At 71.6% G+C, this 23389-nt stretch carries 21 protein-coding genes; 13 read left to right on the top strand and 8 right to left on the bottom strand.

Annotated elements, in window-relative coordinates; genetic code table 11:
* Positions 1 to 2: 2 nt before the first annotated feature.
* From ACZ7OO_RS20005 to ACZ7OO_RS19985, 5 genes are all read left to right on the top strand, one after another.
* Positions 3 to 1847 (top strand): acetyl/propionyl/methylcrotonyl-CoA carboxylase subunit alpha, encoded by a 1845-nt coding sequence (locus ACZ7OO_RS20005; protein WP_471506098.1) that lies wholly within the window; start codon positions 3 to 5, stop codon positions 1845 to 1847.
* Positions 1848 to 1928: 81 nt separating this feature from the next.
* Positions 1929 to 3095 (top strand): acyl-CoA dehydrogenase family protein, encoded by a 1167-nt coding sequence (locus ACZ7OO_RS20000; RefSeq protein ID WP_471506097.1) that lies wholly within the window; start codon positions 1929 to 1931, stop codon positions 3093 to 3095.
* Between the two features lie 36 nt (positions 3096 to 3131).
* Entirely contained in the window at positions 3132 to 4739 is a 1608-nt protein-coding gene (locus tag ACZ7OO_RS19995) for a 4-coumarate--CoA ligase family protein (protein WP_471506096.1), read from the top strand.
* On the top strand, positions 4736 to 5470 hold the full coding sequence (locus ACZ7OO_RS19990) for an enoyl-CoA hydratase family protein (RefSeq protein ID WP_471506095.1): 735 nt from the start codon (positions 4736 to 4738) through the stop codon (positions 5468 to 5470). Before ACZ7OO_RS19995 ends, ACZ7OO_RS19990 begins: the two co-directional genes overlap by 4 nt.
* Positions 5458 to 6099, top strand: coding sequence for a TetR/AcrR family transcriptional regulator (locus tag ACZ7OO_RS19985; RefSeq protein ID WP_471506094.1), 642 nt, complete (start codon positions 5458 to 5460; stop codon positions 6097 to 6099). The genes ACZ7OO_RS19990 and ACZ7OO_RS19985 overlap by 13 nt, the downstream gene beginning before the upstream one ends.
* A gap of 113 nt (positions 6100 to 6212) precedes the next feature.
* On the opposite strand, the gene ACZ7OO_RS19980 is transcribed toward ACZ7OO_RS19985, so the two are convergent.
* Positions 6213 to 7313, bottom strand: coding sequence for a citrate synthase 2 (locus ACZ7OO_RS19980; protein ID WP_471506093.1), 1101 nt, complete (start codon positions 7311 to 7313; stop codon positions 6213 to 6215).
* 124 nt (positions 7314 to 7437) lie between these two features.
* Here ACZ7OO_RS19980 and pdxH point away from each other — a divergent pair, with 124 nt between their 5' ends.
* Positions 7438 to 8151, top strand: a complete 714-nt coding sequence (gene pdxH, locus ACZ7OO_RS19975) for a pyridoxamine 5'-phosphate oxidase (RefSeq protein WP_471506092.1) — start codon at positions 7438 to 7440, stop codon at positions 8149 to 8151.
* A gap of 363 nt (positions 8152 to 8514) precedes the next feature.
* On the opposite strand, the gene ACZ7OO_RS19970 is transcribed toward pdxH, so the two are convergent.
* From ACZ7OO_RS19970 to ACZ7OO_RS19960, 3 genes are read right to left on the bottom strand one after another with little or no spacing between them, the layout of a single operon-like run.
* Positions 8515 to 8826: a hypothetical protein gene (locus tag ACZ7OO_RS19970; RefSeq protein WP_471506091.1), complete on the bottom strand. Its 312-nt coding sequence runs from the start codon at positions 8824 to 8826 to the stop codon at positions 8515 to 8517.
* Entirely contained in the window at positions 8823 to 10361 is a 1539-nt protein-coding gene (locus ACZ7OO_RS19965) for a sensor histidine kinase (protein WP_471506090.1), read from the bottom strand. Before ACZ7OO_RS19965 ends, ACZ7OO_RS19970 begins: the two co-directional genes overlap by 4 nt.
* Before the next feature lie 6 nt (positions 10362 to 10367).
* Positions 10368 to 11057, bottom strand: coding sequence for a response regulator transcription factor (locus ACZ7OO_RS19960; protein WP_471506089.1), 690 nt, complete (start codon positions 11055 to 11057; stop codon positions 10368 to 10370).
* Positions 11058 to 11230: 173 nt separating this feature from the next.
* Between ACZ7OO_RS19960 and ACZ7OO_RS19955 the strand changes: the two genes are divergently transcribed.
* From ACZ7OO_RS19955 to ACZ7OO_RS19945, 3 genes are all read left to right on the top strand, one after another.
* The gene (locus ACZ7OO_RS19955) at positions 11231 to 11635 is read left to right on the top strand and encodes a RidA family protein (RefSeq protein WP_471506088.1); all 405 of its coding nucleotides are present in this window, start codon (positions 11231 to 11233) and stop codon (positions 11633 to 11635) included.
* A gap of 23 nt (positions 11636 to 11658) precedes the next feature.
* Entirely contained in the window at positions 11659 to 12075 is a 417-nt protein-coding gene (locus tag ACZ7OO_RS19950; RefSeq protein ID WP_471506087.1) for a GNAT family N-acetyltransferase, read from the top strand.
* 128 nt (positions 12076 to 12203) lie between these two features.
* Positions 12204 to 13625 carry a PAS domain-containing protein gene (locus ACZ7OO_RS19945; RefSeq protein ID WP_471506086.1) on the top strand — a complete coding sequence of 474 codons (1422 nt, stop codon included), beginning with the start codon at positions 12204 to 12206 and terminating at the stop codon, positions 13623 to 13625.
* An 18-nt stretch (positions 13626 to 13643) separates the two neighbouring features.
* Here the strand turns inward: ACZ7OO_RS19945 and ACZ7OO_RS19940 are convergent, their stop codons facing one another.
* A complete protein-coding gene (locus ACZ7OO_RS19940) occupies positions 13644 to 14399 on the bottom strand; it encodes an SIS domain-containing protein (protein ID WP_471506085.1) in 756 nt (251 codons plus the stop codon).
* 238 nt (positions 14400 to 14637) lie between these two features.
* Here ACZ7OO_RS19940 and ACZ7OO_RS19935 point away from each other — a divergent pair, with 238 nt between their 5' ends.
* Together ACZ7OO_RS19935 and ACZ7OO_RS19930 are read left to right on the top strand one after the other, a co-directional pair.
* Positions 14638 to 15330, top strand: a complete 693-nt coding sequence (locus ACZ7OO_RS19935; protein WP_351321325.1) for a metal-dependent transcriptional regulator — start codon at positions 14638 to 14640, stop codon at positions 15328 to 15330.
* A gap of 504 nt (positions 15331 to 15834) precedes the next feature.
* Entirely contained in the window at positions 15835 to 16725 is an 891-nt protein-coding gene (locus tag ACZ7OO_RS19930; protein WP_471506084.1) for an alpha/beta fold hydrolase, read from the top strand.
* Positions 16726 to 16764: 39 nt separating this feature from the next.
* Here ACZ7OO_RS19930 and ACZ7OO_RS19925 read toward each other — a convergent pair whose 3' ends face one another.
* Genes ACZ7OO_RS19925 through ACZ7OO_RS19915 form a run of 3 tightly spaced genes read right to left on the bottom strand, consistent with a single transcriptional unit; the run spans position 16765 to position 19848 of the window.
* A complete protein-coding gene (locus ACZ7OO_RS19925; RefSeq protein ID WP_471506083.1) occupies positions 16765 to 18360 on the bottom strand; it encodes a transporter in 1596 nt (531 codons plus the stop codon).
* Positions 18357 to 19130 (bottom strand): ABC transporter ATP-binding protein, encoded by a 774-nt coding sequence (locus ACZ7OO_RS19920; protein WP_471506082.1) that lies wholly within the window; start codon positions 19128 to 19130, stop codon positions 18357 to 18359. The genes ACZ7OO_RS19925 and ACZ7OO_RS19920 overlap by 4 nt, the downstream gene beginning before the upstream one ends.
* A 55-nt stretch (positions 19131 to 19185) precedes the next feature.
* Entirely contained in the window at positions 19186 to 19848 is a 663-nt protein-coding gene (locus ACZ7OO_RS19915; protein ID WP_471506081.1) for a bifunctional DNA primase/polymerase, read from the bottom strand.
* A gap of 274 nt (positions 19849 to 20122) precedes the next feature.
* Between ACZ7OO_RS19915 and ACZ7OO_RS19910 the strand changes: the two genes are divergently transcribed.
* On the top strand, positions 20123 to 21508 hold the full coding sequence (locus ACZ7OO_RS19910; protein WP_471506080.1) for a transcriptional regulator: 1386 nt from the start codon (positions 20123 to 20125) through the stop codon (positions 21506 to 21508).
* Positions 21509 to 21709: 201 nt separating this feature from the next.
* Positions 21710 to 23365, top strand: a complete 1656-nt coding sequence (locus ACZ7OO_RS19905) for a hypothetical protein (RefSeq protein ID WP_471506079.1) — start codon at positions 21710 to 21712, stop codon at positions 23363 to 23365.
* Positions 23366 to 23389: the final 24 nt, after the last annotated feature.

Here is a 23389-nt window from a genome sequence, read left to right as displayed (position 1 = left end):
ACATGATTTCGACTCTGCTGGTCGCCAACCGGGGCGAGATCGCCTGCCGGATCTTCCGCACCTGTGCCGAACTCGGCATCCGGACCGTCGCCGTCCACTCGGACGCCGACGCGAACGCGCTCCACACGCGCGTGGCCGACACCGCGGTACGACTGCCGGGCGCCACGCCCGCGGACACCTACCTGCGCGGCGACGTGGTGGTGAAGGCCGCCGTGAGCGCCGGCGCGGACGCCGTGCACCCCGGGTACGGCTTCCTCTCCGAGAACGCCGACTTCGCCCGCGCCGTCATCGACGCCGGCCTGGCCTGGATCGGGCCGCCCCCGGAGGCGATCGAGGCGATGGCGTCCAAGACGCGCGCCAAGGAGCTGATGGGGATCGCGCCACTCGGCGAGGTCACCGAGTCCGACCTGCCGGTACTGGTGAAGGCGGCCGCGGGCGGCGGTGGGCGCGGGATGCGTGTCGTGCGCCGCCTGGAGGAGCTGACCGCCGCACTGGACAGCGCACGCGCCGAGGCCGCGAGCGCCTTCGGCGACGGCGAGGTCTTCGTCGAGCCCTACATCGAACGCGGCCGCCATGTGGAGGTGCAGATCCTCGCCGACGCGCACGGCACGGTGTGGCCGCTGGGCACCCGCGACTGCTCACTCCAGCGCAGACACCAGAAAGTGATCGAGGAAGCGCCGGCGCCCGGGCTAGCGGAAGGGCTCATGAAGGAGCTGTACGCGCTGGCCGTGCGCGCCGCCCGCGCCGTCGCCTACGTCGGCGCGGGCACCGTCGAGTTCCTCGTCGCCGACGGAAGGGCGCACTTCCTGGAGATGAACACCCGCCTCCAGGTGGAACACCCCGTCACCGAGGCCGTCTTCGGCATCGACCTGGTCGCCGAACAGATCCGCGTCGCCGAGGGCCACGCCCTCCCGCTCGAAGCCCCCCGGGCGCACGGCCACGCGATCGAGGCCCGCCTCTACGCCGAGGACCCCGCCCGCGACTGGGCCCCGCAGACCGGCACCCTGCACCGCCTCACCGTCCCCGGCAGCGTCCGCCTGGACACCGGCTACACCGACGGCGACGAGATCGGCGTCCACTACGACGCGATGCTCGCGAAAGTGATCGCGCACGCCCCCACACGCGCGGAAGCGCTGCGCACGCTGGCGCACGCGCTCGACAACGCCACCCTGCACGGCCCCACCACCAACCGCGACCTCCTCGTCCGCTCCCTGCGCCACGAGGAGTTCACCGAGGCCCGCATGGACACCGGCTTCTACGACCGCCACCTCACCACCCTCACGGCGCCCGCCCCCGATCCGCACGCCCCCCTCGCGGCCGCCCTGGCCGACGCCCACGGCCGCTCCCGCTTCGGCGGCTGGCGCAACGTTCCCTCCCAGCCGCAGACCAAGCGCTACCTGATGGCAGGCGAGGAACACGAGGCCCACTACCGGCACACGCGCGAGGGCCTCACGGCAGAGGGCGTACGGGTCGTGCACGCGAGCGCGCATCTGGTCGTACTCGAAGTGGACGGCGTACGCCGGAAGTTCGAGGTGACCACATACGGCGACCAGGTCCACGTCAACAACACCGCCCTCACCGCGCTACCCCGCTTCCCCGACCCGAAGGCCCAACTGGCGCCGGGGTCCTTGCTGGCACCGATGCCGGGGACGGTGGTCCGGGTGGCAGAGGGCCTGGCGGAAGGGGCCGCCGTAGAGGTCGGCCAGCCCCTGCTGTGGCTGGAGGCGATGAAGATGCAGCACCAGATCACAGCACCGGTCACGGGCACGCTGAGCGAGCTGAAGGTGGTACTCGGGCAGCAGGTGGAGCCCGGCTCTCTCCTGGCAGTGGTCAGAGCGCCCCTTTAGGGGCGCGGGGCAGTACCGATATGCGGCTACCGCCACGTGAGCACGACCAGCCACGACGATCCCGCACGCGAAGGAGCCACGTTGACCCCCCAAATCGAATCCGACGAGCACAAGGCACTCCGCGAAGCGGTGGCCACCCTCGGCAAGAAGTACGGCCGCGACTACATCACCCGCACCATCGCCGAAGGCAAGGCCCCCACCGAACTCTGGCAAGAAGCAGGCAAACTCGGCTACCTAGGCGTCAACCTCCCGGAGGAGTACGGAGGCGGCGGAGGCGGCATCAGCGACCTGTCCATCGTGCTCGAAGAGCTGGGCGCCGCGGGTTCCCCGCTCCTCATGCTCGTGGTCTCACCCGCCATCTGCGGCACAGTGATCGCCCGCTTCGGAACCGACGCCCAGAAGACCCGCTGGCTCCCCGCGCTAGCGGACGGCTCACGCCTGATGGCCTTCGGCATCACCGAACCCGACGCCGGCTCCAACTCCCACCGCATCACCACCACCGCCCGCCGCGACCCGGACACCGGCGACTGGCTGCTCACCGGCCGCAAGGTCTTCATCTCCGGCGTCGACATGGCCGACGCCGTCCTGATCGTCGGCCGTACCGAAGACGCCCGCACCGGACGCCTCAAGCCCTGCCTGTTCATCGTCCCGGCAAACGCCGAGGGCTTCCACAAGCACCCCATCGACATGGAACTCAACGCTGCGGAGAAGCAGTTCGAACTGGTTCTCGACGACGTACGGCTGCCCGCAGACGCACTCGTCGGCGACGAGGACGCGGGCCTGCTGCAACTGTTCGCCGGACTCAACCCGGAGCGGATCATGACGGCCGCCTTCGCGATCGGCATGGGGCGCTACGCACTGTCCAAGGCGATCGAGTACGCGCGCGACCGTACCGTCTGGAAGACCCCCATCGGCGCCCACCAGGCCATCGCACACCCCCTCGCCCAGGCACACATCGACCTTGAACTCGCGCGCCTGATGATGCAGAAGGCGGCCCATCTGTACGACGCAGGGGACGACATCGGCGCAGGCGAGGCCGCCAACATGGCCAAGTACGCGGCGGGCGAGGCATGCGTCCGCGCGGTCGACCAGGCCGTGCACACCCTCGGCGGCAACGGACTCACCCGGGAATTCGGACTCGCTTCGTTGATAACGGCCGCGCGTGTGGCTCGTATTGCTCCGGTGAGCAGGGAGATGATTCTCAACTACGTCTCCCACCAGACTCTCGGCCTTCCCAAGTCGTACTAGGCCACCCACTGGCACTGGCAGCCGCCTGGAGGAACCGTGTTCCGCAGCGAGTACGCAGACGTTCCGCCCGTAGAACTCCCCATCCACGAGGCGGTGCTGGGCCGGGCCGCCGAGTTCGGTGACACGCCCGCCCTGATCGACGGCACCGACGGCACCACCCTCACGTACGAACAACTGGACCGGTTCCACCGCAGGATCGCGGCCGCGTTCGCCGACGCGGGCGTCCGCAAGGGCGATGTGCTCGCCCTGCACAGCCCCAACACGGTCGCCTTCCCCACGGCGTTCTACGCCGCCACGCGCGCGGGCGCCTCCGTCACCCTCGTGCACCCGCTCGCCACACCAGAGGAGTTCGCCAAACAGCTCAAGGACTCCGCGGCCCGCTGGATCGTCACCGTCTCACCGCTGCTGGAAGCGGCCCGCCGGGCAGCCGAACTCGCCGGCGGCGGCGTAGCCGAGATCTTCGTCTGCGACAGCGCACCCGGGCACCGCTCCCTGATCGACATGCTCGCCGGCGACGCCCCCGAACCACAGGTCGACATCGACCCCGCCGAGGACATCGCCGCACTGCCGTACTCCTCCGGCACCACCGGCATCCCCAAGGGCGTGATGCTCACCCACCGCCAGATCGCCACCAACCTCGTCCAGCTGGAGCCGGCCGTCCCGGCGGCCCCCGGCGACCGCGTCCTCGCCGTGCTCCCGCTCTTCCACATCTACGGCCTCACCGCACTGATGAACGCGCCCCTGCGCAAGGGCGCAACCGTCGTCGTACTGCCCCGATTCGACCTGGAGACCTTCCTCGCGGCGATCCAGAACCACCGCATCACCGGCCTGTACGTCGCCCCGCCGATCGTCCTCGCCCTCGCCAAGCACCCGCTGGTCGAGCAGTACGACCTGTCCTCCCTGAAGTACGTCATGAGCGCCGCCGCACCCCTGGACGCCCGCCTCGCCGCCGCCTGCTCCGAGCGCCTCGGCCTGCCACCCGTCGCACAGGCCTACGGCATGACGGAACTCTCGCCCGGCACCCACGTCGTCCCGCTCCACGCCATGCACCAGGCACCGCCCGGCACCGTCGGCAAGCTCATCGCCGGCACCGAGATGCGGATCGTCTCCCTCGACGACCCGCACAAGGACCTCGGCACCGGCGAACCCGGCGAGATCCTCATCCGCGGCCCCCAGGTCATGAAGGGCTACCTCGGCCGCCCCGACGCCACCGCCGCGATGATCGACACGGACGGCTGGCTGCACACCGGCGACGTCGGCCACGTCGACGCCGACGGCTGGCTGTTCGTCGTCGACCGGGTCAAGGAACTCATCAAGTACAAGGGCTTCCAGGTGGCCCCCGCCGAACTGGAGGCACTCCTGCTCACCCACCCGGGCATCGCCGACGCCGCAGTCGTCGGCGCCTACAACGAGGACGGCAACGAGATCCCGCACGCCTTCGTCGTCCGCCAGCACACCGCCCACGAGCTCACCGAGAACGAGACCATGCTCTACGTCGCCGAACGCGTCGCACCCTACAAACGCGTCCGCAAGGTCACCTTCGTCGCCGGAGTGCCCCGCGCGGCCTCCGGGAAAATACTCCGCCGCGAACTGCGCGCACTGGGCGAAACCGGGCGGACCGGGGAACCCGGGGAGCGGCCATGACGTTGATCGGCCAGACACGCGCGCGTGCCGTCGCCACCCTCAGCCTCGACTCCACCCCCACCCGCAACGCCCTGTCCGCGGCCCTCGTCACCGAACTCGCCGAAGCCCTCACCGACTGCGCCAAGGACCCCGGGATCCGCGCGGTCGTCCTCACCCACACCGGTACCACCTTCTGCGCCGGCGCCGACCTGCGCGACCCGCCCCACCCCGACGCGCTCGTCGGCCTCCTGCGCCAGATCGTCGAACTCCCCAAACCGGTCGTCGCCCGGATCACCGGCCACGTCCGCGCCGGCGGCCTCGGCCTCCTCGCCGCCTGCGACATCGCGGCCGCCGCCACCGACGCCACCTTCGCCTTCACCGAGGTACGCATCGGAGTGGCCCCCGCCGTCATCTCCCTGACCCTCCTCCCACGCACCGACCCCCGCGCCCTCGCCCGCTACTACCTCACCGGCGAACGCTTCGAAGCCCCCGAGGCCGTACGCCTCGGCCTCCTCACCGCCACCGCCGACGACGTCGACACCGCCCTCGAACCCATCCTCGACGGCCTCCGCCGCTCCGCCCCCCAGGCCCTGACCGAGACGAAACAGCTGCTCACAGCTAGGGTGCTGGAAACATTCGACCGGGACGCGGCCGCCCTGACCGCCCTCTCGGCCCGGCTGTTCTCCTCCGACCAGGCCCGCGAGGGGATGACGGCCTTCCTCGAACGACGGGATGCGGCGTGGGTGGTGTGAGTACGGCTGGCGCGAGTACGGCGGAACACGCGCGCGGACCTCAACAGGACCGCGCCCCCAAACAGGACCGCAGCCGGGCCACCCGGCAACGGCTCCTGGAAGCCGCCGTGGCCTGCCTCGCCGAACACGGCTGGGCAGGCTCCACGGTCGCCGTCGTCGCCGAACGCGCCGGCGTCTCCCGAGGCGCCGCCCAGCACCACTTCCCGACCCGCGAGGACCTCTTCACCGCCGCCGTCGAATACGTCGCCGAAGAACGCTCCACGGCCCTGCGCGCCCTGTTCCCGCAGGGCGCCGCCGACGACCGCCGAGCCGTGGTCCACGCCCTCGTCGACCTCTACACCGGCCCCCTCTTCCGCGCCGCCCTCCACCTCTGGGTAGCCGCCTCCGACGAGGACCACCTCCGCCCCCGGGTCACCGAACTCGAAGCCCGAGTCGGCCGCGAGACCCACCGCATCGCCGTGGACCTCCTGTCCGCCGACGAATCCCGTCCGGGCACCCGCGAAACGGTCCAGGGCCTCCTGGACATGGCGAGGGGCCTGGGCCTGGCCAACCTGCTGACGGACGACGGGGCGAGGCGGGAGCGGGTGGTGGCCCAATGGGCGGCGCTGCTGGACGAGGTCCTGGGCTGAGCGCCGTTGGGGGCGCGGGGCTGTACCCGATGCGCGGCTACCGCCGCGTGGGCGCGACCAACCCCCACCCGCCCGCACCCGCCCGCACCCGCCAAGTCACCGTCAGAGGCAGCTCAGTGGGAGATATCCGCATACCCGGCGATGTCCTGAGGCTTCCTCGGCCCCGGCCCCACATACTCCGCCGACGGCCGCACCAACCGCCCCGTCCGCTTCTGCTCAAGAATGTGCGCCGACCACCCGGCAGTGCGCGCACACGTGAACATCGACGTGAACATGTGGGCCGGCACCTCCGCGAAGTCCAGCATGATCGCCGCCCAGAACTCCACGTTGGTGGCCAGCACACGATCCGGCCGACGGTTGTGGAGTTCCTCCAGCGCGGCCTTCTCCAACGCCTCCGCGATCTCGAACCGCGGCGCCCCCAGCTCCCGCGCCGTCCGCCGCAGCACCCGCGCCCGCGGATCCTCCGCCCGGTACACCCGGTGCCCGAACCCCATCAGCCGCTCACCCCGGTCCAGCGCACCCTTGACGTAGGCCTCCGCGTCCCCGGTCCGCTCGATCTCCTCGATCATCCCCAGCACCCGGGACGGCGCACCCCCGTGCAACGGCCCCGACATCGCGCCCACCGCACCCGACAGCGCCGCGGCCACATCCGCACCCGTGGAAGCGATGACCCGGGCGGTGAACGTGGACGCGTTCATGCCGTGCTCGGCGGCGGAGGTCCAGTACGCGTCCACGGCCGCGACATGCCGGGGGTCCGGCTCACCGCGCCAGCGGATCATGAACCGCTCCACCACCGAGTTCGCCTTGTCGATCTCCCGCTGCGGCACCATCGCCAGCCCCTGCCCGCGCGCGGACTGGGCGACGTACGACAGCGCCATGACCGCGGCCCGCGCCAGATCCTCCCGGGCCTGCTCCGCGTCGATGTCGAGGAGCGGTTTCAGCCCCCACACCGGGGCGAGCATGGCGAGCGCCGACTGGACGTCCACCCGGATGTCACCCGAATGGACCGGGATCGGGAACGGCTCGGCGGGCGGCAGACCGGGATTGAAGGCGCCGTCGACCAGCAGCCCCCAGACGTTCCCGAACGAGACGTGCCCGACCAGATCCTCGATGTCGACGCCCCGGTACCGCAGGGCGCCACCCTCCTTGTCCGGTTCGGCGATCTCCGTCTCGAACGCAACGATTCCTTCGAGCCCAGGTACGAAGTCGGACATGGGGCGGCTCCTCAATGAGGTGTACGGCGGAGGCATCTGCACCATAACCCCGAGTGCCAGAGTTGGGGAGCCCAGCGGCACTCAGTGCCACAGCAGCTCTGGGCCACATGTGCCCCCGACCCATATGCGCATACGGCAAGATGACCGCGTGACCGACCCCGACGCCGCCGCCTCCGACCACATCCTCAACCCCGCGCTGATGCGCAAGCACTACCGGGCCGAGGGCCTCGACGAGCACGACCTGGCCGCACATCCCATGGACCAGTTCACCCGCTGGTTCGAACAAGCCGTGCGCGCGGCGGCCGACGGCATGATCTACGAACCCAACGCGATGATCGTCTCCACCGCCGACGCCCAGGGCCACCCCAGCTCACGCACGGTCCTGATGAAGCAGTACGACGCCCAGGGCTTCGTCTTCTACACCAACTACGACTCCCGCAAGGCCCAGGACCTCGCCGCGAACCCCCATGTCTCGCTGCTCTTCCCCTGGCACGCGATCGCCCGTCAGATCATCGTCACCGGCACCGCCCGCCGCACCGGCCGCGACGAGACCGCCGCCTACTTCCGCACCCGCCCGCACGGCTCCCAGCTCGGGGCCTGGGCCAGCGCCCAGTCCTCGGTCATCCACTCCCGCACCGGACTCGACACCGCCTACGCCGAACTGAGCGCGCGCTACCCCGAGGGCGAACAGGTCCCGGTCCCCCCGCACTGGGGCGGCTTCCGCATCGCACCCCGCACGGTGGAGTTCTGGCAGGGCCGCCACAACCGCCTCCACGACCGCCTCCGCTACGTCACCGCCCCCGACGGCACCTGGCACGTGGAACGCCTCAGCCCCTGAAACGCAGACGACCCGCGAGCACGTGGTCCCTCCGCCTGACGGCGAAGAAGCCGGCCGGACGTACCGGCGAGCTCGCGGGTCGGGTGACTGCGTTGGATTGGCCGGCTGCGTGCGTCTCGCACACGCTGGTCCGGCACCGCACTCGTGTGGTGACGGGCGCTAGCCCGCAGCCACCTCCGACGTCCGGTGTGCATACATGCTCCGAACCACCTCCTTTCCTCGGTGCTCCACACCTTACGAAGCACGCTGGAGGTGCTCAAGGGGTTTTCTGGAGATGTCGGCAGGGCCGCCTCCGGCCGCGTGGTGCAGCCGTACGATCGAGCGAGGCCGACGCCCACGGCGCCCGTTGTCTCACGGGTCCTCTCACTTCTCCGCGCTACCGGCTTCGTGCTGGGCGCTTGTGGACGCATCGGCGTGCCCGCCGGGCCCGTCGGCAGCGTCCGGGGTCTCTGCCTGGCCGCGCTCTCCCGACCCTCCGTTGTCGGCGCCGGTCTGGGCTCCCTGCTGGATGTTGTCGGTGTCCGGGCCGGCCGGTTCCGGCGGAGTGTCCTGCTGGACGAGGGACGCGGCGGGTGCCGCGCTCGCGCTGGACGCTGCTGCCACGGACCCGACGCCGGCCCCGCCGAGAGCCAGGACGCCGACCGCCGTAGCCGCGATCTTGCGGTTGACCTTCATGATGTCCGCCTTCCGAACGGATCGATGTCACTGATACCGCCAGTGTGCGAAGCGGCCCATGAGGCGACCGTGTGCGGTCCATGTGAACCGCTGACATGGTGAACCGGCCCCTGCTCACGGGGCGGAGTGAGCGGGAGTTCCATGCGGACTCGGGCGCCTCCGTCGGCGGGATTGTCCGCTGTCACGCTGCCGCCGTGCGCCTCGGCGATGGACCGTACGATCGCCAGGCCCAGGCCGGCGCCGCCGCTCTTGCGGGCTCGTGCGGCATCGGCACGGCGGAATCGCTCGAAGGCGAACGGGAGGAACGCGGGCGGGAACCCGGGCCCGTTGTCGCGGACCTCGATCACGGCGGTCCCCGCTTCGGGTTCAGCGGTGAGCGCCACGTCGATGACGCCGCCGTCCGGGGTGTGGCGCAGGGCGTTGTCGAGGAGGTTGTCCACCGCCTGACGCACCCGGTCGGGATCGGCCACGACCCGCACCCGGGTGTCCGCCCGCACGTTCAGGCGGACACCGCGCGTCTCGGCGCGCGCTGAGGCCGCGTGGACCGCCCTGGTCAGGACGTCGGCCGGGGCCATCGGTTCGGATCGTATGAAGGCGCGGCCCTCGTCCGCGCGGGCCAGCAGCAACAGGTCCTCGGCCAGCCGGACCAGCCGGTCGGTGTCGGCCGCCGCCGCGGTGATCGCCGCCATCAGCGCCTCGCGCGATCGGCCCGGCCGGCTCGCCAGCTCCAGCTCGGCCCTCAGCGTCGTCAACGGCGTGCGCAGCTCGTGGCCGGCGTCGGCGACGAGGCTGCGTTCGCGGTCCAGGGCCCGGGCAAGGCGGTCCAGCACCGCGTTCATGGTGGCCGCCAGCGTCGCGATCTCATCGCGGGTCTCGGGCACCTGCAGCCGGGCTCCGGTGTCCTGTTCGGAGATGTCCGCCAGACGGCGCCGCATCCGTTCCACGGGGCGCAGCGCGGAGCCGGTCAGTACGTAGGCGCCGAGCCCGGCGAGAGCGACAGCGGGCGGCCCGGCGATCCAGAGCGCGGTGCTGGTGCGTGCCGTGGCCTCTTCCACCAGATGGGAGCCGGTGCCCACCACGACGAGGACCGGCCGGGCGCCGTTGCGGGCCGGTACGGCCAGCATCCGGAATTTCTCTCCCTCGATCATGGCGGTGAACCTCACCGGCATGCGGGCGGCGGCCCGCCGTTGCGTGGCGTCTGCCAGCGGTTGACGGCCGGCCGGATCGGTGGTCGCCAGCACCGTGCCATCGAGGGAAAGAACCCGCGTGATGTCGTCGGATGCCGGGTTCTGGCCCTGCTGATCCCCTTGCCGGCCGCTGTCCTGGCCTTCGGGAGGTGGGGGCGGGGGGAGTGGGGGGAGCGGTCCGGCGGACTCAAGGCGCACGACCTCTGCATCGGCCCGTGCGCGCAGCGTGGAGTCCAGGGACCTGTTCATACCTGCCGTCAGCTGCTGGACGAACAGCAGCCCTGCCGTGGCGATCACGACCGCTGTGCTCAGCGCGAACAGCACAGCCAGCCGCCACCTGAGCGGCATGACCGCTCATCCGCCTTTCGCCGGAATCGAGGCCCGCAGCCGGTACCCGGCTCCGCGCACGGTCTCCAGATGGGATTCCCCGCCCGGCTCGTCGATCTTGCGCCGCAGATACGCCACGTACTGGTCGACGACGTTGGACACCCCGTCGTAGGCGAAGTCCCACACGTGTTCCAGAATCCGCGTGCGGGTCAGCACATCCTGGGGATACCGCAGGAACAGCTCCAGCAGCGCAAACTCCTTGGGCGACAGCTGAAGCTCCGCCTGCCCGCGCCAGACCCGCCGGCTGGACGGGTCCAGCCGCAGATCCCCCACGGCAAGCAGCGCGGGCCGCTCTCCCGCCCCCCGCCGTACCAGCGCCCGCAGCCGCGCGAACAGCTCGGCAAAGCTGAAGGGCTTCGTCAGGTAGTCGTCCGCGCCCGAGTCCAGCCCCCGCACCCGGTCGCGGATCGCGTCCCGGGCGGTCAGCAGCAAAACCGGCGACCAGCACCCGTCGGCCCGCAGCCTGCGGCACACCTCGAATCCGTCGAAACCCGGCAGCATCACATCCAGCACGATCACGTCGTACGGGCTCTCCTGTCCCCGCCACACCGCCTCCGGACCGTCCCCGGCGACATCGACGGCATACCCCTCCTCACACAGCCCGCGCTGCAGCAGCGCCGCCGTGCGGACCTCGTCCTCGACCACCAGAACCCGCACACCACCACCGTAGGAGCAGCCGTATGTGAACGGCGTGTGAGACGGTCCCGCAACTGGCGTGGACGGGCGACCGCCTGGCGTATGTCGCCCGAACGGACCCGGGGTCTGCTATGTGCCGTACTGGAGCTTGCCAGGTTGGACGTATGGCCGCCGCCCCACCTAGCTTTCGGGGCATGACAAAGCGGCAGGTGATTCTCGGTGGTTCCGTGTTCGAGGAGCAGATCGGGTATGCGCGGGCGGTGGTGGACGGGGACTGGGTGCATGTGTCCGGGACCACCGGGTTCGACTATGCGGCCATGACCATCTCCGAGGATGTGGTGGAGCAGGCCGAGCAGTGTCTGCGGAACATCGGGGCGGCGCTGGCCGAGGCCCGGTGTGGTTTCAAGGATGTGGTGCGGGTGCGGTATCTGCTGCCCGTGCGGGAGGATTTCGAGCCGTGCTGGCCGGTGTTGCGGCGGGTGTTCGGGGATGTGCGGCCGGCCGCGACGATGATGGTGTGCGGGCTGGCGGATCCCCGGATGAAGATCGAGATCGAGGTGTACGCGCGGCTGGCGGCCGGAGGGGAGGGGGACGCGTGAGTGGTGTGCTGAGGTTCGTTCCCGTGGGTGGGGACGAGGCGCTGGAGGAGTGGCGGTATGTGCACAACGTCGTGGTGCCGCCTGCCGCGATGTCGGCGGCGGAGGCGCGGGAGCGGCTGGCGCGCGGGTACCGGCTGGAGAACGCGTATCTCGGGGACGTTCTCGTGGGGTGCTCGACGGTGCGGCCCGTGGTCGGCGGGGCGGTGACCGTGATCGCGCGGGTGTTGCCGGGGTTTCGGGGGCGGGGGTTCGGTAAGGCGTTGTACGAGCGTGGGCTCGCGCACGCGCGTGTGCAGGGCGCCGAGGCCGTCGAGACGTGTGTGCTGGCGGTCAACGAGGACGGGCTGCGGTTCGCCGGTCGGTGCGGGTTCGTCGAGGTCGAGCGGTATGTGCTCGACGGAGGGAACGATGAGTGGGTGGATCTTCGGCTGGGGCTGTGAGCGTCGGCTTGCAACGATTCCTTCAATCTTGCGGGAACACGGTGTGGGTTGCGTCACGTTCCAGTTGAATGAAGGGCAGCGAGGAACCGACGCGCCGTGCGTGCGGACGCAGCCTGATGGGGGTCCAGGTGAGTGCTTCCCGGCGTAGTGGGACCACCGACGAGCTGGGGCCCGACGAGCCCGAGCCGGAACCGGAGCGGGATGGTCCGGAGGACTCGGGCGGGTCGGATCTGCTCGCGGCGCTCCTTGACGGCATGGACGCGGCCCTGTGTGCGTTCGACGCGGACGGCGTGGTCACCCACTGGAACCGTGAGGCCGAGCGGATCCTGGGGTGGACGGCGGCGGAGGCGGTGGGCCGGCACGGGTTCGCCGGGTGGGCGGTGCGTGAGGCGGACGCCGACGAGGTCGAGGGGCGGCTGCTGTCGGCCATGCACGCCCCGGGGCGTCAGGTGCACGAGTTCGCGCTGCTCACGAAGGACGGCGGGCGGGTGCTCGTAAGGACGCAGTCGGCGGCCGTGCGTGGCCCGGACGGGAAGCCGGCGGGTGTGTACTGCGCGTTCAGTGAGGTGCATGCGCAGATCGACCTTGAGCGGTCGATCGCGCTGAGCGAGGCGCTGTTCGAGGACGCGGCCTGGGGTGTCGTCCTCGTGGACGCGGATCTGCGGCCGGCCGTGGTCAACGCGCATGCGGCGCGGGCGCTCGGGATCGGGCGTACGTCGGCGCTGGGGCGGCCGCTCGGGGAGTTGCTCGCGCAGGGTGTGGAGGAACTGGAGGGCGCGCTCACGCATGTGCTGGCCGAGGGTGCGCCGCCGGCGCCGGCCGAGATGTGGGTGAGTGTGCGGACGGCTGAGGGTGATCAGCGGCGCTGCTGGCGGTCCGGGTTCCTGCGGCTGGCGTCGCCGCTCGCGGAGGAGCCGGTGCCGCTCGGGGTGGGCTGGTTGTTCCTGGACGTCACGGAGGGGAAGCAGGCGGAGCAGGAGGCGTCGATGCTGCGCTTCCGTGCGAACCAGTTGCATCGTGCGGCCCGCGCGGCCGCGGACTGCGAGGATCCGGTGGAGGCGGCCACCGTCCACCTGGACTTCGCGCTGGCCGGTTTCGCCGATCATGCGGTGGTCGACCGGGTGGTGGGCGGTGCCCGGGCGGACGGGGACGTGGGTGAGGTACGGCTGGTGCGGATCGCGGCCACGCCCTCCGGGACGCCGGGGCCGAGCCTGCTGACTGGGGCCGCGGGGCTGCCGGTGCGCTACGAGGAGGGGCATCCGGCGCTGCAGTGCGTGGCGCGGGCCGGGAGTGTGCGGGCGGACGCCGGTTCGGTGCCTGCTGACCGTGCGCGGGCGTGGGCGCTGGACCGGCAGTGGCCGGGGGACGCGGTGCACGCGTTGTGCGCGGTGCTGCGCAGCCGGGGGCGGACGCTGGGCGTGCTGACGTTTCTCCGTGGGTCGGGGCGCAGCCGTTTCGAGCGTGTGGACGCGACGTACGCGGAGGACGTGGCCGTGCGGATCGCCACGGCGCTGGATCTGGCCCAGCTGGCGAAGGAGAGGCAGCAGTAGGGGCGTCTCAGTGCTGTCTCAGTGCTGGTAGAAGATCCGGTCGCGGTACTCCTCGAACACGCGGGCGTTCCACTCGTGGCCGCCGTCGACGTTGCCGGAGCGCAGCAGCGGGGGTTCGAGGCCGCGGTCGGCGAGGGTGGCCGCGGTGGTGGCCAGGACCGCCTGGAGCAGGGCGCTGGTGACGACGGTGGAGGCGGGGGCGAAGGGCGCCGGGATGGTGTCGAGGGTGAGTTCGGCGTCCCCGATGGCGATCTTCGAGTCGAGTACGACGTCGCAGTGGTCCTTGAGGTACGTGCCGGAGGAGTGCCGGGACGTGGTCTGCGCCGCGTACGCCACGGAGGTCACGCCGATGACCTTGGCGCCGCGCGTGCGGGCGCCGGCGGCCATCTCGACGGGGAGGGCGTTGCGGCCGGAGAGGGAGATGATCACCAGGGTGTCGCCGGCGCGCAGGGGTGAGGTGTCGAGGACGGCGGTGGCGAGTCCGTCGACGCGTTCCAGGCGGGAGCCGAGGGTCGCGGGCATCACGTCGACGCCGACGAGGCCGGGGGCCGCCAGGAGGTTCATGAGGGCGAGGCCGCCCGCGCGGTAGACGACGTCCTGGGCGGCGAGGGAGGAGTGCCCGGCGCCGAAGGCGAACAGCCGGCCGCCGGCGGCGACGGTGTCGGCGAGGAGGGTGCCGGCGGCGGTGATGGCGTCGGCCTCCTCGTCGCGGACGCGTTGCAGGAGGCCGATCGCGGCGTCGAAGAACAGGTCGGCGGGTGTGCCGTCGCTCATGCGGTGCCCCTTTGCGCGGTCGACGCCAATGTCTGTGTCGCGGATGTCTGTGTCGCGGATCACCCTCCGGTCTGGACCATCTCGGTGTCAATACGGCCGGGGGCGGCAGCGGTGGGCCGGGATGGGCGACCTCCGTTCTCCCGGCGTCCCCCGCTTGTCAGTGGGATCCGGCAGAATTGGTGACAGGGCCAGCGCACGCACGCGACCGGGCTTCGGCAGAGGTAATCGAGGGGCACGTATGTCCGGACTGATCGACACCACGGAGATGTATCTCCGCACCATCCTCGAGCTTGAAGAGGAAGGCGTGGTCCCGATGCGCGCCCGCATCGCGGAGCGGCTCGACCAGAGCGGGCCGACGGTGAGCCAGACGGTGGCGCGGATGGAGCGGGACGGTCTGGTCTCCGTCGCCAGCGACCGCCATCTGGAGCTGACCGACGAGGGTCGCCGGCTGGCGACGCGTGTGATGCGCAAGCACCGGCTCGCCGAGTGCCTGCTGGTCGATGTGATCGGCCTGGAGTGGGAGCAGGTGCACGCCGAGGCGTGTCGCTGGGAGCATGTGATGAGCGAGGCCGTGGAGCGGCGGGTGCTGGAGCTGCTGCGCCACCCGACCGAGTCGCCGTACGGCAATCCGATCCCGGGTCTGGAGGAGCTGGGCGAGAAGGACGGCGCGGACCCGTTCCTCGACGAGGGCATGGTGTCGCTGGCCGACCTGGACCCGGGCGCGGACGGCAAGACCGTGGTCGTACGCAGGATCGGCGAGCCCATCCAGACGGACGCGCAGCTGATGTACACGCTGCGGCGGGCGGGTGTGCAGCCCGGTTCGGTGGTGAGCGTGACGGAGGCGGCCGGCGGGGTGCTGGTGGGAAGCGGCGGCGAGGCGGCCGAGCTGGAGGCGGACGTCGCCTCCCATGTGTTCGTCGCCAAGCGCTGAGTACTGAAACCAGACCGTCGTTCAACTTCCGCTGCTGGTGGGGCAGTTGACACCTCTCTTCGTCGTCTCTCCCGGGTTTGTCGAACGTGTCGAATCCAGGATTCAGTGCGTCGAATCGCAGCGCCGGAACGGTTCGCGTGCGAGGCTGTCGCGAGAGGCATATGACCTGAGGGGGCGGGGAGGATGTGCCGAAGACATGGAAACGGACCTGGGGTTGGCCCCGGCACCCTTCGGTGCCGGGGCCTGTCCTCCCCAGTGCTGACCCGGAGCCCCGAGCTCTCAGGGTCATCCCCACGGACCGTCTTCCCCGAGCGGTCCGCCCCCCGCAGAAGAAATCCCCCTGGTGGCGCCGATCATGCCTGGGGAGGGGTCACTCGAACGAGGGGTGTTGCCTGCAGGGACCCGATTTTCGAATAGGTATTCGATAGTCTGCAGTGGTACCGAAGCATCACGAAGCGATACGAGGCGACACTAGGCACGCGGAGCTAGGGGGGTGCCAGGCTCATGGCACGACGCATCGACGTGACAGGAGCCGGCGGCGTACACCTCGCCGCCTGGGAGTTCGCGGACCCGCCCAAGCAGGGCGGCCCGGCGCGGCCGCACGGTGACCGCGCCGACCCGGACCGCTCGTCCCCCGGTGTGCTGTTACTGCACGGCCTGATGGGCCGCGCCTCGCACTGGGCCTCCACCGCCCGCTGGCTCTCCGACCGGCACCGCGCCGTCGCACTCGACCAGCGCGGCCACGGCCAGAGCGACAAGCCCCCGCAGGCCGCGTACACCCGTGAGGCGTACGTCGAGGACGCCGCGGCCGCCATCGAGCAGCTGGACCTCGCCCCGGCCGTGCTCATCGGCCACGCCATGGGTGCGCTGACCGCCTGGCAGCTAGCCGCGAAGCGCCCCGAACTGGTCCGGGGCCTGATCATCTGCGATATGCGGGCCTCCGCGCTGGGCGCGGCCTCGCAGCGCGAGTGGGCCGACTGGTTCAAGTCCTGGCCCGTCCCCTTCGCCACGCTCGCCGACGTACGCAAGTGGTTCGGCGAGGACGACCCCTGGGTGGAGCGGCCGAACCCGGCACGCGGGGAGTTCTACGCCGAGGTGATGCACGAGTGCGCCGACGGCTGGCGGCCCGTCTTCGACCCCGACCAGATGCTGAAGTCCCGGGAGACCTGGGTGTACGACGCGCACTGGGAGGAACTGGCCCAGGTGCCGTGCCCCGCGCTCGTTGTCCGCGGGGTGGACGGGGAGCTGGGGCGGGCGGAGGCACAGGAGATGGTGCGGGTCCTTTCCAAGGGGGAGTACGCGGAGGTGGCCGAGGCGGGGCATCTGTTGCCGTACGACCGGCCGGAGGCTTGGCGGGCGGCTGTGGAGCCGTTTCTCGATCGGGTGGGGGAGTGAGAGGCGCCTGTGGGGGCGGGGGCTCAGGGGGCGCTGCAGTCACCCCTTGCTTACAGCCGTAAGGATCTCCGGCAAGCTCGCCGCCGCGAGCGGTGCCGCCAGGCGCAGCCCCGTCCACGTGATCGCCGCCCCGTAGGCCGCCCCCACCGGTAGCAGCGCCCACGTCCAGTCCTCGCCGCCCGCGCTCACGTTCAACGCGATCGTCAGGGCGATGACGGGGGCGCACAGCAGGGCCGCCGAGACCATGCCGCCGAAGATGGCGATCCAGGCGAGGCCGGTCTGGCCGGGGGCGACGTTCTTGTGGCCCTCCTGGGGGATGGAGTACGGGAAGCGGGCCGATGTCCAGGCGCCGGTCGCCAGCATCGCGCCGAGCAGGGCGAGGGACAGGCCGAGCACCTCGGGCAGCCGGGGCCAGTCGCCCAGCAGGGCCGTGGTCAGGACGGTCACCAGCGTGGCGTACGGCAGGGTGATCACCAGCAGGGCCAGGGCCCGCCCGCGCAGTTCGACATAGGCGTCCCGCGGGGACGAGATGGTCATCGCCACCATCCAGAAGGCGGAGGTGTCCTGCCCGAACTGGTTGTACATCTGGATGCCGAGCATCCCGGCGGCGAAGCACGCGAAGTAGATCGACCCGGTGCCCTGGAGGGCGTTGAAGACGGGCACGATCAGGCCGATGGCCAGCGACGTCACCCACGCGGCCTTGGTCTTGGGGTCGCGCCAGACATAGCGCAGGCTGCGCGCCATGACCGTTCCGGTACGGCCGGCGGGGAGCAGCCGGCCGAGGCCCGCGCCGTCGGAGGAAAAACGGCTCCGGCCGGCCGAGTCGGGCGCCTGGAGCGTCGAGCCGTCCGGTGAGGTCATCAGCCGGGTCAGGGTCCGCGCCCACGCGCCGATCAGCAACGCCGACGCGGCCACGGACATGCCCAGTTGTGCGGCGGCCGTGCCGTACGAGCCCTCGCTCGCCGATTGCACCGCGCCGATCGCCGACGCCGGCGGCAGCCAGCGCACCACGTCGGTCACCGGTGTGAGTTCCCCGAGCCCGGCCGAACCGAGGCTCCGGGCACCGAAGTTGACCAGTTGCGCCCCGACCGCGATGACCAGGCCGCTCAGTACGGCCAGGTCACGACCCTTACGGCTGCTGAGCAGCCGTACGTTCGCGGCGGCCACGGCCCGCGCGAGGGCCACGCAGATCAGCAGCGCGAGGACGACCGCGACGACCGCGACACCGTACGCCGCCACCCCGTGCGCCACGGACACCGCACAGCCCACCAGCAGCAACAGCGAGAACAGCGGGCCGATACCGACCAGGGAGGCGGCCAGCAGGGCCCGTACCAGCGGTCGTGGCCGCAGCGGGAGCATCACCAGGCGGGTCGGGTCCAGGGTCTCGTCGCCGCTGGGGAAGAACAGCGGCATCACCGCCCACCCGAGCGCCAGCACGGCCGCTCCCAGCACGGCCACGGAGTCCGCGTGCGCATGCCCGCGCAGCAGGACCAGCCCCAGCAGCTGTACCGCCCCGAACAGCAGCGCGATCACGGCCGACGCGACGAACGCGGCCCGCCGGCCACCGGACTGCCGCAGCCCGTTGCGCAACAGCGACAGCTTCAGCCGTACGACGGTGGAGGTCACGTCCGTCATCGGGCCGCCCCGCCGCCCAGCCAGTCCAGGTCCGAACCGGCGTCCCGGCCGCTCGCCCCGACGAGTTCGAGGAAGGCGGCCTGGAGGGTGGTGTGCGCCCCGCGCACGTCCTCCAGGGTGCCCGTCGCGCGGATTCGTCCGGCGGCCATCACCGCCACCCAGTCGCACAGCGACTCGACGAGTTCCATGACGTGGGAGGAGAAGACGACGGTCGCGCCGGAGGCCGTGTAGCGCTCCAGGACGCCCCGGATGGTCTGCGCGGACACCGGGTCGACGCCCTCGAACGGCTCGTCCAGGAAGAGGACTTCGGGGTTGTGGAGGAGAGCCGCGGCGAGCCCGATCTTCTTGCGCATGCCGGTCGAGTAGTCGACGACGAGTTTGTGCTGGGCTCCGGCGAGATCAAGCACGTCCAGGAGCTGGGTGGCCCGCTTGTCGACCTCGGCGCCGGGCAGCCCGCGCAGCCGGCCGCTGTAGGCGAGCAGTTCGCGTCCGGAGAGCCGCTCGAAGAGTCGTAGTCCCTCGGGCAGCACGCCGATACGGGCCTTCACCGCCACCGGGTCCCGCCACACGTCGTGCCCGACGACCTCGACGCTCCCCTGATCCGGGCGGAGCAGCCCGGTCACCATGGAGAGAGTGGTGGTCTTCCCGGCCCCGTTGGGCCCGACCAGCCCGACGAACTTCCCCGCGGGCAGGGACAGATCGATCCCGCCGACGGCCACCTGCTGCCCAAAGCGTTTCCAGAGCCCACGAACACGAACGGCATCGGTCATGCCAGCACCCTAGGGGGTGGGCAGCGCCCTCAGGGGCGCGGGGGAACCGCGCACCTCAGCGGTCCCGCCCGCACGCATAGGCAAGCGCCGAGATCAACTCCTCCGCGTCCGGCAGCCACCGGTTCGCCGGTGTCGGCCGGCAGGCCCACTGCACCGCACCCCGGGAGCTGTACCGTGTCGGCGGCGCCGGCACGTACGCGCCCTCGCCCAGTGCCGTGAGGTCCAGCGACGCCGGCGACCAGCCCAGCTTCCGTACCAGCTCCGGCACCTTCACCGACCCGCCCGGCAGTACGAAGAACTGCATCCGCCGATCAGGCGTGAGCGTCACCGGCCCGAGCGTCAGCTCCATCCGCTCCATGCGTGCCAGCGCCAGAAACCCCGCCGTCTCCGGGACGGACAACGCGTCGAAGGTCCGCCCCGTCGGCAGCAGGATCGACGCCGCCGGCTGCTTCTGCCACATCCGGCGCGCCACCGTCGCACTACCGGTCGCCTGCGTCGCCCAGTCCGGGCGCGCCGCATGCGCGCCGGGCGCCGCGCACGCCACCTCCCCGCAGGAACAGCGCTGCACCCCCTCGACCGCTTCCAGCCAGGTGCCCGGGAAGACGTCCCAGTGGCGCTCCTCGGCGTAGCGTACGGCGGTCTCCAGCAGCGATTCCCCACGCTGCTTCGGAATCTGAGCGGCTTCGGTGCCGACGATCGTCTCTTCCACGCTCAACACAACTCCCGCACCCACCTGGAGTTACGGGCGTAGCGCGCGCGGGGGAGGAGCATCGATTCCGCAACCGGGGCGCATGGATGCACGTGTGGGGGCGCGCGGGAGGAACCGGGACGTGAGCGGGTAGTCAGAAGTGGGGGGTTGGCAGCGGTCGTACCCGCAATTCCGCTGCCTTTACCCGGCAATCCTCGCATGTCCCGCATTTTCGGTATGTCCGCTGGGCAGTGATCGTCAAGGCCGGATCTTTTCCCTACAGGGAGTTCGCAGGGGGTACGCCATGGCCGCAAGGCCGCTTGTCGCGCGGCAGCCGAACGAACGGTTGCAGGCGCTCATCCAGGAGGCGGGGTGCTCGAACGCCGGGCTCGCCCGCCGGGTCAACATGTGCGGTGCGGAGCACGGTCTCGACCTCCGGTACGACAAGACGTCCGTGGCCCGCTGGCTACGAGGACAGCAGCCGCGGGGCCGGGCACCGGCGATCATCGCCGAGGCGCTGGGGCGCAAGCTGGGCCGCACGGTCACGATCGACGAGATCGGCATGGCCAACGGCAAGAACCTCGCCTCGGGCGTCGGCCTGCAGTTCTCGCCGACGGTCCTGGGGGCCATCGAGCAGGTCTGCGAGCTGTGGCGCAGTGACGTGGGCCGCCGGGACTTCCTGTCCGGTTCCTCGGTCGCCGCGTCCGCGCTGGTCGAGCCCAGCCGGGACTGGCTGATCTCGGCGCCGGACGCGCAGGTGGCGCGGCAGGCCGGGCCGCGGGTCGGACCGTCGGACGTCGCGGCCGTGAAGGCCATGACACAGGCGCTCACCGACCTGGACCACCAGTACGGCAGCGGGCATGTGCGCCCGGTCGTGGTGCACTACCTCAACAGCGTGGTCTCCGGGCTGCTCGCCGGGTCCTACCGGGAGACCGTGGGCCGGGAGTTGTTCGCGGCCGTCGCCCGGCTCACCGAACTCGCCGGGTACATGGCCGTGGACACCGGCCAACCCGGGCTGGCCCAGCGGTACTACATCCAGTCGCTGCGTCTCGCGCAGGCCGCCGGCGACCGTGGCTACGGCGGCTATGTGCTCGCCGCCTCCATGAGCCACCTCGCCGCACAGCTCGGAAACCCGCGGGAGATCGCCCAGTTGGCGCGGGCGGCGCAGGAGGGGGCGCGTGGGCGCGTGACCCCGCGTGCGGAGGCGATGTTCTACGCGGCCGAGGCCCGGGGGCACGCGTTGCTGGGCGACGCGCGGTCGGCGCAGCTGGCGTCCGGGCGTGCGGTGTCGGCGATGGAGGCGGCCGATCCGTCCTCCGGGGACGACCCGTCGTGGATCGCGCACTTCGACGAGGCGTATCTGGCCGACGAGTTGGCGCACTGCCACCGTGACCTGGGTCAGGCCGAGGCGGCCGCGCGGAGCGCGGAGCAGTCGCTGGCCGGGCACCCGCCGACGCGGGCGCGGCGCCGCGCGATCGGCTATGTGCTCCTCGCCACGGCGCAGGTGCAGCAGCGCGAGATCGAACAGGCCTGTGCTACGGGGCTCAGGGCGGTGGAACTCCTTGAGACGGTCCGTTCCAACCGGGGTGCCGAGTACCTGGAGGACTTCCAGCAGCGTCTGGAGCCGTTCCGGGACGAACCGGTCGTCAGGGAGTTCGGCGCCCGCCTGGATCTGCAGGCGGCCGCATGAATTCATGCCCCGCGGCTGCGTGAACGTGTGGGAAACCACACCTTGCCGTGCGAGAGGCGGTATATACAGCGCGCCGCGGGGCGGTTTTGTTACTGCTGTCACAGGGAAGAAGATCGCGCCCTCGGCTGCGTGGCACCTTGCTGAGGGGACCCGGTAGCGTGAGCCGACGATTCACAAGGTCCCCCATTAGTAGGAGTCCCGGTGACGCAGAGTGGACAGGGCGAGCCCGCGCGCGAAGGCATCGTGCTGCCCTCCGACGGTGGCGAGCCCCTGCTGCCGGGCATGACGGGCGTTCCCGCCCCCGCATCGCAGCCGCCCGTGCAGGCCCCGGCGCCGACCACCGCGCCCTCCGAGGGCCAGGCCTGGGGGCAGCCGTGGGGGCCCGGTCACCAGCAGGGTGCGCCGCAGCCCGAGCAGGGCTGGCCGCAGGCGGCCGGCCAGGAGTGGAACACCCCGGAGCCGGCGCTGCCGCCCGCCTGGAACGCCCAGTCCCAGGCCGCGCAGTCCCACGCCGACCAGTACCAGTCCCACGCCGCGCAGTTCCAGCCCCCTGCTTCCGGCGCCGGCCCGCTCCCGCCGGAGGGGGCGCCCGCCCCGTCGTACGGCGGCGGTTACGAGCAGTCGTACGAGCAGTCCCACGGCCACGGCGCCCAGCCCCAGCAGTCGTACGGCGCCCCGCTGCCCCCTGCCGCCGGCCAGGACTCCTACGGCGCTCCGGGCGCCGCCCCGCACGGGAGCCACGGTGGCCACGGCGGGCACCCCGGCGTCCTGCCGTCCGCCGCCGACGAAGGCGCGACCCAGTACCTCCCGCCGGTGCCCACCGCGCCGGTGGGCGAGGGCGCCACGCAGTACATACCGCCCGTGTCGGCGGCCCCCGAAGGGGCCACCCAGCTGATACCGCCGGTCGGCCCCGGAGCGCTGCCGCCGGAGAGATCCCATGAGCAGACCACCTTCCTGGGCCGGCAGTCCGCCCCCGCCGCGCACCCCGACGCCGAGGCCACGCAGTACATCGCGCCGTACCAGGCCGGTGCCCCGCAGGGTGAGGACCGGCAGCCGCCCGCCGAGTTCGACAACCTCTTCCGCAGCGCCTCCGGCGGCGAGCCCCCGGCCGCGTCCACGGCCCAGCTGCCCCGCTTCCAGCAGCAGCCGCAGAACTTCCAGCAGCCGCCGGCGTACACCCCGCCCCCGCCGTCGTACGACCACGACGGTGACGGCGGCGGCCGGGGCGGTCGTGGCAGGTCGAAGGTGCCGTTGATCGCGGCCGTCGGGATCGGGATCGCCGTCCTCGGGATCGGGGCCGGTGCCCTGTTCAGCGGGGGCGGCGGGGGCTCGGGCGACCCCAACAAGACGGTCGCCGCGTCCCTGCCCGCGACCGACGGGTCCTCGTCGGGCGCGGCCGACCCGGCGAAGGCGCAGGCCACCGCCCTGGACAAGCTGCTCGCCGACAGCGGCAGCAGCCGTGCCACGGTGATCGGCGCCGTCGCCAACGTGAAGCAGTGCAAGGACCTGGACGGTTCCGCCTCCGACCTGCGCACCGCCGCCACGCAGCGTGCCGCACTGGTCACCAGGCTGTCGAAGCTGTCCGTCGACAAGCTGCCGGGCAACGCGGAGCTGACCACCGCCCTCACCCAGGCCTGGCAGGCCTCCGCGAACGCCGACAACCACTACGCGGCCTGGGCCGACCAGGCCAAGGGCAAGCACGGCTGCCACAAGGGCCAGGCCCGCACCACCGGCCAGACCGCGGCCGGCAACCGGGAGAGCGGGACCGCCAGCTCCCAGAAGGTGAAGGCGGCCGCGCTGTGGAACACGATCGCGAGCAAGTACGGGCTGACCCAGCGGCAGCCGACCCAGCTGTGAGAACGGGCCGGCCGGCCGTGAGGG

The organism is Streptomyces sp. NPDC111744, assembly GCF_055634995.1.
Note: the sequence above shows the minus strand (reverse complement) of the source record. Positions and strands in the feature narration are given on the sequence as shown.